This is a genomic window from uncultured Rothia sp. (assembly GCF_963507905.1).
Lineage (GTDB): Bacteria > Actinomycetota > Actinomycetes > Actinomycetales > Micrococcaceae > Rothia.
This window is the reverse complement of sequence record NZ_CAUOUU010000015.1, coordinates 1-14,791: the sequence shown is the minus strand read 5'-3', so window position 1 is coordinate 14,791 and position 14,791 is coordinate 1. Positions and strand designations below refer to the sequence as shown.

Genomic DNA, 14,791 nt, shown 5'->3' with positions numbered 1-14,791 from the left:
TGAAGCCCCTTTGCGTGTGGTCGATATGGTCGGTGGATGATGCGCCTTAGCGCAGGGCCTCTTCAGAGGGGCCCTGCGCTTGGCGGGTGATCGTCATGGCGGGAAGGAAGGGCGGCGCACCTGAAGAGGTGCCCGTTACGGTGACCGTTGTCTGGTCTGCATCCCGTTGGACCTCAACGTGGGCATCTTTGAGAGTAGATGTTGCGTTGAGGCGGTGCTGGGCTTGTTCCACTCCGTCCTCTGGAGTGCCGCCGATGACGCGGGCTGAAAAGTAGCCTGCGTCAGCGGCATTTTGTGCTTCAGAGTTAGCAGCTAGGTATGCGCCCAGCTGAAGAATGAAGACAATGAGACCCATCAGAAAGGGGAACAGGAGAAGCCATTCAATGGCGTAGGATCCAGACTCGGAGGATGAGTCATCTGGTGATTGACTCAGCACCGTTCGTTTCATGGCTGCAGGTTCCCTTCTAGTGTTAGATGGAGAACGTCAGGGAGCCCAGCTGACCTTCTACGAAGGCCTTTACTGCAACAGCGATCAGGCCGACGATGGCAACGCCAACGACGATGAGCAGGACGTATTCGACTGCGCCTGCGCCGCTTTCGCGCTTGGCGTCCAGTCGAGCGTTCATCTTGTTGTAGGCGCCCGAAATGTAGAGGCAGAGATTGGTGTACAGCGCGTTCATGCTGATTTTTCCTTTCAAATTATCGGCGTGGTGTGCTCTCGACACCAGCCCTCATATCTCTATGAAGGCACCTGCCCTGGTGGCAGATGCGTCATGAAATAGAGCACATTTTCATTATTCTAAGGCTCCGGGGTGGTGCCCTATGAATTCTTAGGGGCAGAGGTCTCTGCGACGCGTGCCTTCTTGGCTAGCCTCTGCAGATCTGCGGGTGGGACGTAGAGCCCCATGCTGGCAATGTACTGTTCGAGGTTTTCGGCTAGATGCTCCTTGGTCGGTGGCATCATGTCGTGCTGGTCCAGCCAGATACGTAGCGCGGTTGCAAAATAGCGGCTTCGAGAAATACCTAGCTTCTTCGCAAGGGCATCTACATGAGCAACGTCTTCCGGGGGGAGGCTGGGAGAAGCTGCTACCGCGTGCCGATTACCCAGGAGTACGGTGACTTTAGGCAGCTCCGGTACGGTGCTGAGATTGCGGCGGTAAGCATCGAGATAGCGTTCGATGTCCTTTAGGGGCACTTCTTCAACGGCTACGAGGTAGATATAGCCCTGCTTGTAGACGTACCCTGTCTCCTTTTGGACCGCCCACCTAATGCGGGGAATCAAATCCTGATCAATAGACAGGTTGAACTTCTTGTTAGGGGATTTCCCTTTTGCCTTGTTGGCTGAGCCGTCGTGGGCAGGAAGAGGTGGGGACGACGGGATCTGCTCAGTCTCAGGCTTCTTTTCCGTGGGGGGTTCCTCAACGCGGGGTCGAGAATTCTTCACCGGCACTTCAGATAGGACACTTGCCTTCTGAGGCGGCTCAGAAGCGGCTTCGGGTTTCTTTTTCTTTGGCTCAGCAGCCGAAAGGGTCGGCAAATTAAACGTCAGGGACTGATCATTCGGCGCGGGCGTCATCTCATCGCTCTCCTATAGGTGGGGGCTTCCTCCAGGGGAGGTTCACTCCCTATTATAAATCTACACATATACACGAATATGTGCAATGTTATATGAGTTTTTGTGGTATTCTCAATGTAGGAGAAACTGTTTTCACACCACCAACCACACCCCACCCCACTTCTTGCATTAGGAGATGCCATGGCGTTTTCGCTTTTCCAGAAAAAAGATCAGCTTGTTACTTCTGGTGCTGATGAATCAGCAGAGAAGTATGAGTTTCTGAACCCGATTCAGTCCAAGAGCAAGACCCGCCGGATTACAGCTTTGGGTGCAACGCTGACTGCTGTGGGCATTCTGGGCTCCTACGCTGTAGCAACCAATAGTGCACCGGAACAGATTGTGACGGTCACGCAGGACATTCCCCGTGGCGCAGTAATCGAAGAGTCCCAGCTGGGCACGATGAACGTTCTGAACCCTCCGGCTAAGGCTGTGTTGTACAAGAAGCGCTCTGAGGTGGTGGGCAAGAAGGCTACCACTGACATTTCCTCCGGCCAGGTGCTGCTCAGTAGCAATACGGCACCGAACCTGCCCAGCGCTGAGCAGGGTAAGGAAATTGTGGGTCTTCTCCTTCCTTCTACGAACATTCCGGTACGTCCGCTCAAGGCAGGCGACCGTGTCATCCTGATTCCGGCGAACGTGGGTGCAAACAATAATTCCCCTAACGTTGAGGGCGCTATTAGTGGCACGGTTGATACGGTCACGAAGGTCAACGGAGACACGAAGATTGACGTGTTGCTACCCGAAGGCGCCTCAAAGAACGCTGCGTTCATGGATGCAGTCCTTCAGAAGAAGGTCGTTGTCACCATTGAGGGGGCCCAGTAAGCCATGGCGATTATTGCCCATTTTTCAACCCACGGCGCCCCGGGTGTGACCATGTCAACGCTGGCTCTGGCTCTTCAGTGGCCGCGCCCTGTCTTGCTGGTGGAAGCGGATACCGCCTCCCCTTCGTCGATTCTGGCAGGCTTTATGCGTGGCCGCGTCGTGTACGAACGCAACATGACGCAGCTGGCTAATAATATGAAGAAATTTGGTCAAACGTCGAAGACTGTTTTTGATCAGATGATTCCCCTGGCTCAGGACCCTGCACGCTATGCTGAGGATAAGCAATACCGCAAGCACCTGCTGCCGGCTTTCCCTTCTCCTCGCGCGGCAACCGGACACAAAGCCTTCTGGCGTGACCTGCTCATCGCCACCCGCGCCTTCGAGAAAGCAACCGGCTACGACGTCTTTTTCGACATGGGGCGTATTACCACCCGAGAGACGGAACGTATGGCCCTGGTGACGAATGCCGACTTGGCAGTTGCTCACCTCTCAGCAACATTCATTGATACCTGGGCAGCCCAAGAGAATATTGAGCGAATCTACCAGCTGATGGATGAGCAGGGTCACCCGGAAGGACTGTGCTCGGTATTTCACCAAAGCCCCGCAGTGAATTTTCCCGCCGGTGAGCTGGCCTCCCTCATCCCCTCCGCTCCACTTCTGACGACGCTACCCCATAGCCCTGAAGCAGCAGCAATTTTCAGCCACGGCGCTGACATCCCCACCTCCGCCAAGAAGCTCGACAAGAAACTGCGCGCCTACCGAACAGCAGTGTCCACCTACAGCTCCAAACTTCAGGTCCGACTGAAGAATGAAGCTGACTACCTCAACCCTTCCCGATAAATCACCCCTTCCTCTGCTCTACAGAGAACGCAACCTTAAGAAAGAGATAGACGATGAGTGCATCTGAGAATTCTCAGCTACGGAGCATCATGAATTCTCCCCTGCTGCGTCAGCACACCCAGCAGAGGAACAAGGAAAACTCTGCATTGACTCCCCCTGCACCCGCGAGCGCGGCGCAGAGCGTTGGTTCTGTTGGGTCGGTTCCGGTGGAGGTGGCTCCGTATGGGTTTGATCCGGCGGGTCCTACGCCTCCGGTGGTGCCGGTGGTGAGTGCTGTTGAGTCTTCGGTGGGTTCTGCTGCTGTTGTGGGTGAGGCTGTGGCGCCGGCTGCCACTGCTGGTGAGTCCTCCCCTGCTGTTGGTGCGTCTTCTTCCTCTGGTGAGCCGGTTATTCCTGAGCATTTGCTTCAGTTTTGGGCTGATGTGGAGACGATTCAGGAGCAGGTGTCTAATAGCCTGTCTTTGGAAGAGGACCGGATGCGTGAGCTGAGTATTCAGGAGCAGCAGGCGAAGACTCAGTCCATGATTTTGCAGGCGCTCGATGCTTATACTACGGCGCTGGTTGAGGTTGATGGTGACCGTGACCGGTGGACGGATGAGTACAGCGAGAAGGTTCAGCAGCAGGTGTATGACGTGCTGTATCGTCTGGGTCGTTTTCAGGCGCTGATTGATATGCCGGAGGTGGAGAATATTCACATTGCCGGGTGTGATCAGGTGTTTTTGAAGTTCTCTGATGGTCGTACGGAGCGTGCTGAGCCGATTGCGGCGACGGATGCTGAGCTGATGCAGATGATCCAGAATATTGCCTCGAATCAGGGTGATGCTTCGCGTCCGTTCTCTACGACGAATCCTGATTTGGATATGGACTTGATCAGCTACGTGCGTCTGGCGGCGATTGCGCCTCCGGTGGCGTCGCGTCCGTCGTTGGTGATGCGTATTCACCGGTATGTGAGTATCACGTTGGAGCAGCTGGAGCAGCTGGGTACGTTGACTACCCAGATGCGTCGGTTCTTGACTGCCGCGATCAAGGCGCGTAAGTCGATTGTGATTTCTGGTGAGCCTGGTGACGGTAAGACCACGCTGATGCGTGCGCTGGCTTCCTGCATTGACCCTATGGTGCAGGTGGTGACCATTGAGAAAGAACGTGAACTTCACCTGAATCAGCAGCCGCACCGCGTGCTGCCGGTTATCGACTTGCAGTATCACCCTGGCAGTAGTGAGCGTGATGCGTCGGGCCGCCGTATCGGTGAGTACAGTCTGGAGCAGTGTGTGGAGAAGGCTCTGCGTCTGAATTCGGCGAATATTATGGTCGGTGAGGTGCGCGGTAGTGAAATCATTGCGCTCATTGAAGCCATGCAGATTAACGGTGGTACATTCTGCACCCTGCACGCTCACGAACCGGAGCAGGCGATTGACCGCCTGGTAGGTCTGGCTTTGGAGAAGGGTTTGACGCGCGAGTATGTGTCTGGTCAGGTTGCTGAAAACCTGGACTTCATCGTGCAGATGAAGAAGATTAAGGATCCTGAGACCGGTAAGCCTCGCCGTGTGGTCACGCATATCTGTGAGGTGTTGCCTGCTGAAGGTAACCGTCAGGCCACGACGCACAATATTTTCTCGTTGAAGGACGGGCACCATGATGCGTCATTTGATGAGGCGCCGTCGAGCCCGAAGATGCTACATGATTTGAAGGAAGCAGGGTGGGAATCCCCCACCGCCGCGTAGGTAGGAGCAAACAGATATGAACCTCTTGATGTTGCCTATATCGGTAGCGGTGGTGTGCATTGGCGTGACGATGATGGTCTATGCCCGTTTCATTTCACGGCATGGTCAGTGGAAGCCGATTACTGCCCCCACCCGCTTTAGCCGCCTCACCTCTGATGTTCAGGGGTTGTTGGGTGCGGTCAATCGTAGGGCTCTGCTGCTTGCTGTGGCGGGCACGATCATCTACTGGCTTCTGACCCGTTGGCTGCTTGCTCTGGTCATTATTCCTGTACTCATCATCATGGTTCCTAAGCTCTTGTTGCCGAAAGATACGGGTGTGCAGAAGCTTGATGAAGTGGTGGCGTGGCTGGGTATCCTGATTGGTCGTGTGAAGGGTGGTGCGCACCTGGAAAGCGCTATTAAGTCCTCTTATACGGTTGCAGGTGAAAATTTGAAGCTGCCCTTGCGTCGTCTGACGGCTCGTTTGAATGCTTCCTGGCCCACGGGTAAGGCGCTCGATGCTTTCGCGCAGGATCTCAACGATCCGACCATTGACCGTGTGATTTTCTTGCTGAAGATTGCGGCGAGGGAACGCGGTGAGGGTTTGTCTACGGCGCTGGCGGGTATCAATCTTGAGATTCGTCATGAGATTGAGGTGCGCCGCAAGGTGGATGCTGCGCAGGGTTCAGCACGTCAGACGGTGTTGATGCTTAACGTCATCATTTTCTCGGCGGTGGTGCTGGCTGCTCCGCAGACTCCTATCTACCGCACCCCTGCTGGTGAGCTTGTTTTCATGCTTCTATTTACTGCTTTGATTGGGGTGATGGTCGTGATTCGCCGGTCGGTTGCTCCGCGTCCTGTCCCCCGTATTCTGGGTTCTACTAGTGTGAACCCGCAGCCTCAGATGGACGCTAAGGGCGTTTTGAAGAATGCTGTTTCTCATGCTGTAGGAGGTGAACGCCGATGATGGCTCTGGTCATTGGCTTAGGTGTTGTGGTGGGTGTAGGCCTGACCTTGCTGATTTCGCCACTTCTGCCTCATCAGCTCAGCGTTAAGTCCGCTATGGCGAACCTGAAGACGACGGACTCGCAGAAGCTTCAGCAGCGTACCCGAAAGCTCAGCAGTGAAGAGCTGATCGGTTCGTGGGTGATGGAGCATCTTCCTGAAACGAAGTACCTGACGAAGTTTTTCACTGTCGATGTTCAGAACCTGAATATTCTGGCGATCCCTGAGCTGTCCTACTGGTACCGTCGTTTCAACTGCGCGGTCGTCGGGGCTGCAGCACCGCTCGCTATCGCTATCGCCTTCGCTCTGAGCGGGGATTCTATCTCTGTACCGCTCCTGACGATTTTTATTGGTGCCGGGGCAGGATGGATGCTGTACAACAGCTACATTGAATCCCGCGCGAAGAACGCCCGTGAGGAATTCTCCCGAGCTATCGCCACCTACCTGGAAGGCGTTGCGATGCGCCGTAGCCAGGGCGCTAACACCTCCACCGCCGCCGCGAGCGCAGCAGAAGTTTCTGATACCTGGGTGTTCACCAGGATCAAGAATCGTATGACGATTGCGCATCATCAGGGAAAGCAGCCCTGGGATGCGCTGTATGATCTGGGTCAGGAGCTCCAGGTGAAGGAGCTTTCTGATTTGGCGGCGATTTTGAAGCAGGCGGGCGAGAACGATACCCAGATTTATGAGTCGTTGCGTAATCATGCGGAGCTGATTAATGGTCGTATTCTCAATGATCAGCATGAGAGGGCGAATGCGGCGACGGAACGGTTGAACTTGTTCTTCCCGCTGGTGGCTTTGGTGGCTATCGGTATGCTGCTGTTCCCGGTGCTGGCGTCTTTGGGTACTAAGATGTAGCGTCGAGTAGTCTTCCCCTGCTGTTTGGTGGGGGTGGGCGTATGACCTGCCGGGTGGGTTCCTTGGCTGGTTTCGGTTGAGGATTCAGACAGCTCCCCCGGTTCTTTCCCTGCTGTTTGGTGGGTGAGGTAGGTGGTGGCACCTTGTGCGTCAGCAAGGTGCCACATACGCCAAATAGGGAGGGTCCCGCGATCCGTGATGGATTGTGGGGCCCTCCCTTTTTGTGTGCCGGTGCTTTGTTCGTGTGTGCTGTGGCCGGTGGGGTCTTCGGGTTGTGGCTCATGGTGAGTTGGGACAGTTATGTCCTTTTGCTAAATGGGGGGTGTGCCGGGTGGTGTGCTCTGGTCGCAGCTCTTGAGCGCTCTCCCTTAGGGGTGGTGGTTGGTGTGGTTGGTGGTGGTTACCGGCAGCGCCCGTACACCTGATTCTGGGATTTCTCGCGTGGTCTGCTTGCCCTGGGTGGGGGCGGGAGTGTGCCCCTCCCCTCTTCTTTGCTTCTTGCCGGTTTCGGGGGGGTCCAGTGCGCCGGAGCTTAGGGATCTATACCTGGGGTTTTGACAGTTATGTCCCTTTGCTAAATGGGGCGGGGGGGTATAACCTTGCTGGTCATACCCCCCCGCCGGGTGCCCCCCTGGCGTGCAGGGGGACGGTGTAGGGGTTAGGCGGCGGCGTTGTTGGCAATGCGGCGGATGCGGCGCCGTGCCCAGAAGGGGAAGGGGTTATCACTGAAGACCTCTTCAGGGGTCGCCTTCGGGATGATGGAGCCGGTCGGAAGCCCGTAGCGGCGCTCCAGTTCGGCGGTTGCCTGTGCGGTGATGGTCGGGGTCTGGCTCATCAGGTGCTGGCGGAATTCCTCTAGTCGCTGCGGGTCCTCGAAGAGGGCGGCGGGCACCTCGGCGGCAAAGTCGATAAATGAGAGGTGCGGGCTCAGGTCGGCGGGCTTGCCGGGGCTGAATCGGCGGCCCATGTGGGTGGTGAGCCAGTGCCAGATAGGTTCTTCCTGTGGGGTCTGGATGCAGACGCACAGGGTGGCACGAACGACGTAGCGGACGTATCCGGGCTGGTTGGAGGCGGTGGAGTAGTGGGTGGGAATCAGTGCCAGGCGCCAGGTCGTATTTCCTGCTTCGTCCGTATGTCCTAGCCTCTGAATTGCCTGAGTGAACCGCTCACGGGCGGGGACGATAGCCAGGTTATCGGGGTCTTTCCACACCGGACGGAGGATAGGAATAATGTCCTGTGCGGTGGGCTCTTCTGGGATGTTGAGGGTAATTCCTCGCCTGGTTGCCTGGTGCGTGATGATGCGGTCCAAGGATTCGAGAATCTGGCTCGGGGTACCGTTCGGGCGCACCTGCACGGTCCTCACTGTGCCGTGGATATTTTCGCCGGTGTAGGTGAGGGCGTAGGCGTTCTCAGCCGGTACGGCAGTAGGGTGAGGGTTCTGCGGGTCGGTGATGGGGGTGAGGGTGGGCAGGTCGCTCATGGCGAGCCTCCTTGACGTTTCTTAGGGGTTGGTTGATGCCTTCAGTGTCTCGTTTTTGGGGCGGTGCTTTTGGGTTTCGACAACGTTTGTCCCTTTGCTAAATGAGGGTGGCTGCTTCAGGCTGCGGGGCACCTGAAGGGCTGTTTTTTGACCTGTTTCAGGTGCCCCGGCTCTGCTACCGGGTGGGGGTTAGATGGTGCGTAGGTCTATCCCGGTGTACGAGCGGATGAGCATGATGCTGTTGAGCATGGAGCGGCAATCTGAGCTAGTGGAGGGCACTGTGATGCTGAGCCCGGTGCAGGGTTCGCCTGAGAGCCAGATGCGGGGGTGTCCAGAGCCGCCGCGGGTTATTGGTAGCCCAATCTTTTTACAGCGTCTTAGTAGGTCTTTCGTACTGCTGGGCATGGAGCCTTTGGTGTGGGTTTTGCGTGCTGTTTTGGTCATGATGGGTTTTCTTTCGGTCGAGTTTTCTTTACGGGGGTGTACCGGTTGGGTACGCTCTTATCTTCTAAGTTTTTCGGGGTCTCATTTGAGGTTTTGATGCTCTTGTCCCTTCCCTAAATTGGCTGCGCCGAAACCCCTTGAGGGGGGTTCAGCTCAGCCGGGGGTGCTATAGCGCTCGGGGCGGGTATTTCGGGTATTTGAGGTACACGCCTGCTACGGTGGGGCTCACCTTCAAGTACGCGGCGACGCGGTCCACCAGTAGGTGGAGCATCTGAGCTGAATCACCCGCTACGGACGCTTCCAGGCACGCACAGTAGAAATCTTCATGCCCTGCAAGCTCTTCTAGAAGCTTCATGCCGTCCCCGCAGAAGCTCATCAGCGGCGATGAATTCCCGGGTAGAGGAATGACCTCCATGCGGATAGGGACGGTCACCGGCTCGCTCTTACACGCCTGTGTGGGGGTGACGGGCATATCCATCACGTCGAAGAAATAGGGCACCGGGTAGAAGGTCTCACCGGCGGGAAGACCCGAACCGGTCACCGGGCGGGTTTGAGGTGTATCAGTCATGATGTGCTCTCCTTACGGTTGCTTGTTGTGGGTCTATCGTCTCGATTTTTCGGCTGCTCTTTTGATAAAAAACAGGGCTTGTCCCTTCCCTAAATTGGGCATGAAGAAGGGGGCATCTCAGCTCTGAGATGCCCCCCTCCCCCTCTGCGGCAGCGAGCGCGCCCGGTGCGGCCTCTAGCCTTCCAGTTCCTGGCGGTATGCCTTCAGGGCTGCGTCGAGCTTCTGGCGGGTCTGCTCGATTCGCTTCTCCAGAATCCCACCGGGGCGGTAGAAGTCTTCCCCGGCCTGAATGACCTTTGCCCATTCCGCCTCATAGGTTTCAGGGTTTCCGGTGAACGGGTCCTGCTCGAATGCCGGGCGGTACGCTGTGCGGTGGTTATCGTTGATCGGGGGCCAGCGGTGCATGTAACGGGCTGATTCCTGTGCGAGGACTTCAGCGAGCGTCTTCAGCGCTTTATCGTGGGTATATTTGTTGTCCGCTTCTTCGAGGGTTGCCCCGATAATATGCGAGACGGGCACTTCAAAATCTCGGCTTTGATAAAGGCTGAAGTAGCTCAGCTTGGCCATGTCGCCGCCAATGAAAGACATGGGGTGCAGCTTTCCGTCGTTGAAACGTACTGAGGCGCTACCGTCAGCCGGGTTAAGGGATTCGACCTGGCCTACCCGAAAATCAGTCGTGCGGCCATGAAACGTGATGCCCACTCCCACCTGAATAATGGAGCCGACCTGCACCTGAATGGTGTTGGTCAAAGGCATAGAGGGGCCGGTCAAGACGGGGGAACCGTAGTGAGGCAACGGTTCAATTAGCCGCCCCATAAAAATGTCGGTACGTTCTTTCCCCTCCTTGGTGATGTAGTTATAGAACCTCTGGTTGTCCTCGTACATTTTCCGGGCGTTTCGGGTAAAGAGCCCCTTCATGCTACGGGCGCGGCGGCGGTTTTCGTCGAGGTCATCGAGGAAGGGGCGGGCTGCGTTCCACCTCTTGCTCAGCTCAACGTCGCCGGTAGGGACCAAGGTACCCCGCAAGAAGGTGTCAGTAGCCAGCAAGTGGTTCAGCGCTTCACGTGCGCTCTGGTGGTGGTCCATGATGATTCCTCTCTCTGAAATGTCAGGTCATGGCCTGTCGGTATCGACAGGTTCATCTTCTCGATTTTTCGCCGCCTCCAGATATATATTTTCGGGTTTGTCCCTTTGGTAAATATGGGGTCCAGAAGAGACAGACCCCCGGGTTAGGCTGCATCACCCCAGGGGTAGGCCATGATCTTACATGCCTGCCCTTGTGCAGCAGCACCCCACCTAGAGCTCCTTGCTACGCCGCTGAGAGCACCTTATGCCCAAAGGCTACTATGCCAAACAGGTCAGAAGAGGAAGCGAGCGCCAAGGCCCGCTGATCTGGAAGCTGTTAAACAGATGATGGCCGCACACCTAGATTGGGGGTACGACCATCAAGGGGTTGCCCTGGAGCAACAAGAAGACACGTGATGCCCAGTTACTTACTCTTCTTCTGAGCCTTAACCTGGTTGATAAGATATTCGGCAATCTCAGCTGGCGCACAGATAGATTTCCCTGTAGCCTCCCAAACCAGAACACGTAAGGCTTCCTTTTTACGAACCTCAAGAATCATATTCCGCACCTTCAAAGGGACCCCCTGATTAAGAGCCATATGCCTATCTATAGTGTCCTCATACAGCGGCACAGAAGATCCATAGTATATGGCCTTACCGTCACGATCCCAGCCATACAGCGCATTATGTACGCTGCAGAAAAGACCACGGTACTTCTCCACATCATACATACGGCTAAGCACAAAATTTTTCGCCAAGGAACCACCCATCACAGCCAAGGGAAGAGACACCAAGTGTGGGTTACTTTCAATACATACAAAATCTTCAACCCCATTACGGGAGTACACATTGGTAGGGGCACCCCCCTGCAGGAGATAGTCTTTCAACCACGAGTTATAAGAGGTCGCCCTTTCACTACTTTTAATGTATAAATCGGGGTTACTCAGTACCTCACTGATACGTTCCTTATACACATCCATGCTTGATCATCCTTTCTGAGATGGAGTCTACAACGTTTTCACTGAGTTTGTATCGGGTGCGGTCAGGTGAACCACCAGCGGTGAAGCCCTAGATCTAGGTGCCTGCTGCTGATGGTTGGACTCACGGGGGCACCAGGTATCACCCGGTGCCCCCCTTGCTGTGTGCCAGGGTGGCTACTGGCGGGCGTTATACCAACGCACAAATTCCTTGAAGACCTCACGCGCGCTCGCACCCCGGGCCTTGGCGCGGCTCTCTCGATCGGTGATGTGCCCGTAGCAGCTGTCCAAGTCGGTCACGGCAAAGAACGCATTGTTATCCCAGTTGCTACGTTCAATGGTGCCAATCACCATCCAGTCTGCACGGATGGTGTAGAAGTCGGGGTCGGTTTCCTTGCAGGTCTTTCCCTGGAAGTGATACACCGGCTCTTCCCTCTCCCCTACAAAGTGCGTGGCTTCTTCCAGCAGCTCCAGAAGGTGCACCGAGTCGTTGAGGCTGAAGTTATCCAGGAACGATTCGGGGGCCTGGCACAGGGCGGTACGCTGTGCGTCCTGTGCCTTGTCGAGGAAGCCGTCGCCTAGAGCGTCTAAGAAGGATTCGAGGGTGACGGCATCTTCCTGCTGGCTCATCTGCTGACCGATCTGGGCGAAATAGTGGTAGGTGCTCAGCAGCGGGCCGATTCCTTCCAGATGGTCAAGCCGTAGCGACAGGGGGTTTTCGGCGAGGTGTTCACGGATGCGCCGGGACCAGCCCATCAGGTCGTTCAGGTAGTCCTCTGCTTCGTAGTTCTCATAAGGATCAGCGGGGTACCACATAGCGGTTTCTCCTTTTCTTCTCGTGTTGTTGGTTCCATCATCTTTGATTTTTGGACCCCTCCCCTAAGATTCGACATGGAATGTCCCTTTCCTAAATCCCCCTCTCCGTGCTGCTTGAAGCACCCCACCGGCGGCGAGCGCAAGGCGGGGCGGGCTCTACCCACCCGCCCCGCCTTGCGCTCGCCGCTGGTGGGGTGCCGTGCCGGGTGTTTGTTGGTGCGGCACCCCGTATCTTGGGGGGTTAGGCGCTTTCCTGCTCGGTGCTTTCCTGTGCGGTGTTTTCCTGCTCGGCGGCGGGGTAGGTGAGGGCGGCTTCGTAGAAGAAGCCGAGCATTTCGGCGGCGGAGCTTACGCCAAACAGTTCGAGGAACGCCTCGGGGGCGTAGCGGATAGCGTGCTCGATTGCTTCGTTCAGGTCGTCGGCAAAGGTTGCCCCGAGCAGGTGCATGAAGCGTTGCGGGCTTTCGGGGTCGGTGTTTTCTGCGCGGATGCTGGTCTGGATGACGTGGTGGCATGCGTCCATCAGAGGGATGATGGCGGGGTGCTGGTCGGTGCTGATTTTGGGGGTTTTCTGCTCCAGAAGGTAGCCGAGGTGTGCCGCCCAGCCGTAGAAGCCTGCGAGGTAGTCGTCGTCGTCGAATTCGGCGTAGGGGTTAGGGGGGTTCCAGGACATGTCTTGTTTCCTTTCGAGATGAGGGGGGTTAGCGGTTGATGAGGTGCGCGGCTTCGGCTTCGGCTTGCTGTTCGGTGCGTGCAGAGAGCAAAGCGACGGTGACCCAGAAGAGGGCGAAGAAGCTTGCGGCGGCAAGCATGATGAGCATGGGCTCAAGGATTGCCAGGGGGTTCATGGGTACTTCCTTTCGTAGGTGTCGTGTTGTGGGTCTATCGTCTCGATTTTGGGGCGGCATTTTTGGGTTTCGACCTCGTTTGTCCTTTTCCTAAATAGGGTGTGGCTGCGCCCCCTATCCCCTACCCCGCCCCCCTCTATGGAGGGGGGTGAGGTATTACCGGATAACCCGTAGGGGGTTAGCGGCGGCGGAACAGGCGGCGGAACAGTGCCGAACAGCGGTAGGCGAGAGTGCTACGGCGGGCATCCTCTTCGAGCACCGCCCGCATATCAAAGCCGCCCCCGTTCTTGAACCGGGTCGTACAGCACACCCCGGTATCGTCAGGAATATCTGTAGATATGACGTTGAAATGCTCGACGGGCATTTTAGAACAGGTGCAATAGGTAACGCGGTAACTCATTTTTTCCTCCAATTAAGACTTCGGTATAGGGGGTTATCCGATATGGTTATCGTCCCATTTTTTAGCGCACCGAATTATTGATTTTACCTACTTGTCCCTTCCATAAATGAGTGTTTTCAAGACATAAAACAAAGGGGGTGTGAAAAATGTATGTACATACATTCTTCACACCCGGCAATCAATAGCTTTTCACTGCTGCTTCTTCTCAGTACAGGATAGGGTATCGTAGCTTCGAGCGGCCTTCAGCAGAGAGCGCATAGGTCTGCTCTTCCACGTACTTAAACGTGCTCTGCTCAATGGGGACGCCAGCCGGGTGCTCAATCAAAATTTCGTAGTTGCCACAGAAATCTGAACCACTCTCCAGGTCAGAGAAATCCCACCGGATAGCCCACCGCTCACGCTCCAGCTCAGGGACCTTCTCACCCTTCACAATGCCGGGCACCCATTTCACGTTTTCACAGAACGCCCACCGGCCGAAGCCCGTAAAACCGACGCTCACACTGGTGCCTTCATCATTGGGCCATTCGTCATCACCCCACCTAAAATCCGTGAAATACGTGAAACCCTTACTCATGGGCTTCAGTGCCTCCATCAGCAGCTGAACCACCTCACGGGTATCCGCCTCGAACGTCGCATAGCCTGATGCCGTGGAGATATTAGCCATCTCAAAACCTCTTCTATCGGTGCTTGTAGGTACACCTCTAGAATCCCGCTTCACCCCACCCCCACACCGCACTATAGGGGCTCATGTCCCACCCCTAAAGATCCGCAAAAAAGCAGCCACACAAACCACCCCTAGCAAGCTACACAGAGACCATACACACACGGCAACAGCGGCGAGCGCCGGGCAAAAAGGCCAGCGGGTGCAGCGTATGAGTGGGCGGGTGATTCGCTAGGGGTGGTGTGGGTTAGGTGGTGTGGGTGTCGGGGAGGCGGCGCCAGCCTAGACGGCTCAGGGCGGCGGTGAGTTCGGCGGTGGTTGCGGGGGGCTGATCGAGAGTGCGGGAAATGGTGAAGGGGGTATCTTCGCCAAGGGCCGGGTAGTTGCGTAGCAGGACGGTGAGGTGTCCTTCGTGGGGGTCTGGAGTGATGACGTGGTAGGTGGGTGACTGGAAGAAGTAGCCGTCAATGCAGGCGGGTTTAGTTTCGGTGATGAGGGTGGTGCGAATGGCTGCTAGGGCGGCGTCAATGATGGCTTCTCGCATCACGGGGGCGGGGGTGCTCATAGGGGCTTTCTTTCTGTGTGGGGGTGGGGTTTTCGGTGGAAAGGCGGGGTACTTCTGGGATTTCGACAGGTATGTCCCTTTGGTAAATGAGGCTGCTGCGCTGCTGAACTCTACCCCCTGAGCCGGGG

18 protein-coding genes are annotated in these 14,791 nt (G+C 56.3%); 5 read left to right on the top strand and 13 right to left on the bottom strand.

The annotated features are described in order from the left end of the window. Positions 1-46: 46 nt before the first annotated feature. The 3 genes from RQ593_RS08515 to RQ593_RS08505 form a co-directional block, all read right to left on the bottom strand. Positions 47-448 carry a pilus assembly protein gene (locus RQ593_RS08515; protein ID WP_311450359.1) on the bottom strand — a complete coding sequence of 134 codons (402 nt, stop codon included), beginning with the start codon at positions 446-448 and terminating at the stop codon, positions 47-49. A 22-nt stretch (positions 449-470) separates the two neighbouring features. After that, positions 471-680 (bottom strand): hypothetical protein, encoded by a 210-nt coding sequence (locus RQ593_RS08510; protein ID WP_070505598.1) that lies wholly within the window; start codon positions 678-680, stop codon positions 471-473. A 140-nt stretch (positions 681-820) separates the two neighbouring features. Next, positions 821-1,576, bottom strand: coding sequence for a hypothetical protein (locus RQ593_RS08505; protein WP_311450358.1), 756 nt, complete (start codon positions 1,574-1,576; stop codon positions 821-823). Positions 1,577-1,756: 180 nt separating this feature from the next. On the opposite strand from RQ593_RS08505, the gene RQ593_RS08500 reads away from it, so the two are divergent. The 5 genes from RQ593_RS08500 to RQ593_RS08480 all read left to right on the top strand — a co-directional run bounded on the left by RQ593_RS08500 (position 1,757) and on the right by RQ593_RS08480 (position 6,840). Continuing rightward, positions 1,757-2,437 (top strand): SAF domain-containing protein, encoded by a 681-nt coding sequence (locus RQ593_RS08500; protein WP_070505594.1) that lies wholly within the window; start codon positions 1,757-1,759, stop codon positions 2,435-2,437. 3 nt (positions 2,438-2,440) lie between these two features. Then, a complete protein-coding gene (locus tag RQ593_RS08495) occupies positions 2,441-3,277 on the top strand; it encodes a hypothetical protein (protein ID WP_311450357.1) in 837 nt (278 codons plus the stop codon). An 89-nt stretch (positions 3,278-3,366) separates the two neighbouring features. Next, complete coding sequence (locus RQ593_RS08490; protein WP_311450356.1) at positions 3,367-4,998, top strand: CpaF/VirB11 family protein; 1,632 nt, start codon at positions 3,367-3,369, stop codon at positions 4,996-4,998. A gap of 16 nt (positions 4,999-5,014) precedes the next feature. Beyond that, entirely contained in the window at positions 5,015-5,944 is a 930-nt protein-coding gene (locus RQ593_RS08485) for a hypothetical protein (RefSeq protein WP_311450355.1), read from the top strand. Further along, positions 5,941-6,840: a hypothetical protein gene (locus RQ593_RS08480; RefSeq protein WP_311450354.1), complete on the top strand. Its 900-nt coding sequence runs from the start codon at positions 5,941-5,943 to the stop codon at positions 6,838-6,840. The genes RQ593_RS08485 and RQ593_RS08480 overlap by 4 nt, the downstream gene beginning before the upstream one ends. Positions 6,841-7,498: 658 nt before the next feature. Here RQ593_RS08480 and RQ593_RS08475 read toward each other — a convergent pair. From RQ593_RS08475 to RQ593_RS08430, 10 genes are all read right to left on the bottom strand, one after another. Then, on the bottom strand, positions 7,499-8,320 hold the full coding sequence (locus RQ593_RS08475; RefSeq protein ID WP_311450353.1) for a hypothetical protein: 822 nt from the start codon (positions 8,318-8,320) through the stop codon (positions 7,499-7,501). Between the two features lie 610 nt (positions 8,321-8,930). Next, positions 8,931-9,332 carry a hypothetical protein gene (locus tag RQ593_RS08470; RefSeq protein WP_311450352.1) on the bottom strand — a complete coding sequence of 134 codons (402 nt, stop codon included), beginning with the start codon at positions 9,330-9,332 and terminating at the stop codon, positions 8,931-8,933. A 174-nt stretch (positions 9,333-9,506) separates the two neighbouring features. Further along, a complete protein-coding gene (locus tag RQ593_RS08465; RefSeq protein ID WP_311450351.1) occupies positions 9,507-10,418 on the bottom strand; it encodes a hypothetical protein in 912 nt (303 codons plus the stop codon). A gap of 403 nt (positions 10,419-10,821) precedes the next feature. Then, positions 10,822-11,376 (bottom strand): hypothetical protein, encoded by a 555-nt coding sequence (locus RQ593_RS08460; RefSeq protein ID WP_311450350.1) that lies wholly within the window; start codon positions 11,374-11,376, stop codon positions 10,822-10,824. Positions 11,377-11,550: 174 nt separating this feature from the next. Next, on the bottom strand, positions 11,551-12,189 hold the full coding sequence (locus RQ593_RS08455; RefSeq protein WP_311450349.1) for a hypothetical protein: 639 nt from the start codon (positions 12,187-12,189) through the stop codon (positions 11,551-11,553). Between the two features lie 241 nt (positions 12,190-12,430). Next, positions 12,431-12,862, bottom strand: a complete 432-nt coding sequence (locus RQ593_RS08450) for a hypothetical protein (protein ID WP_311450348.1) — start codon at positions 12,860-12,862, stop codon at positions 12,431-12,433. A 28-nt stretch (positions 12,863-12,890) separates the two neighbouring features. Further along, entirely contained in the window at positions 12,891-13,037 is a 147-nt protein-coding gene (locus RQ593_RS08445) for a hypothetical protein (protein WP_311450347.1), read from the bottom strand. A 178-nt stretch (positions 13,038-13,215) separates the two neighbouring features. Continuing rightward, positions 13,216-13,437 carry a hypothetical protein gene (locus RQ593_RS08440; RefSeq protein ID WP_311450346.1) on the bottom strand — a complete coding sequence of 74 codons (222 nt, stop codon included), beginning with the start codon at positions 13,435-13,437 and terminating at the stop codon, positions 13,216-13,218. Positions 13,438-13,642: 205 nt separating this feature from the next. Beyond that, positions 13,643-14,101, bottom strand: coding sequence for a hypothetical protein (locus RQ593_RS08435; protein WP_311450345.1), 459 nt, complete (start codon positions 14,099-14,101; stop codon positions 13,643-13,645). Positions 14,102-14,345: 244 nt separating this feature from the next. Next, positions 14,346-14,663 carry a hypothetical protein gene (locus RQ593_RS08430; RefSeq protein ID WP_311450344.1) on the bottom strand — a complete coding sequence of 106 codons (318 nt, stop codon included), beginning with the start codon at positions 14,661-14,663 and terminating at the stop codon, positions 14,346-14,348. Between the last annotated feature and the right edge of the window lie 128 nt (positions 14,664-14,791).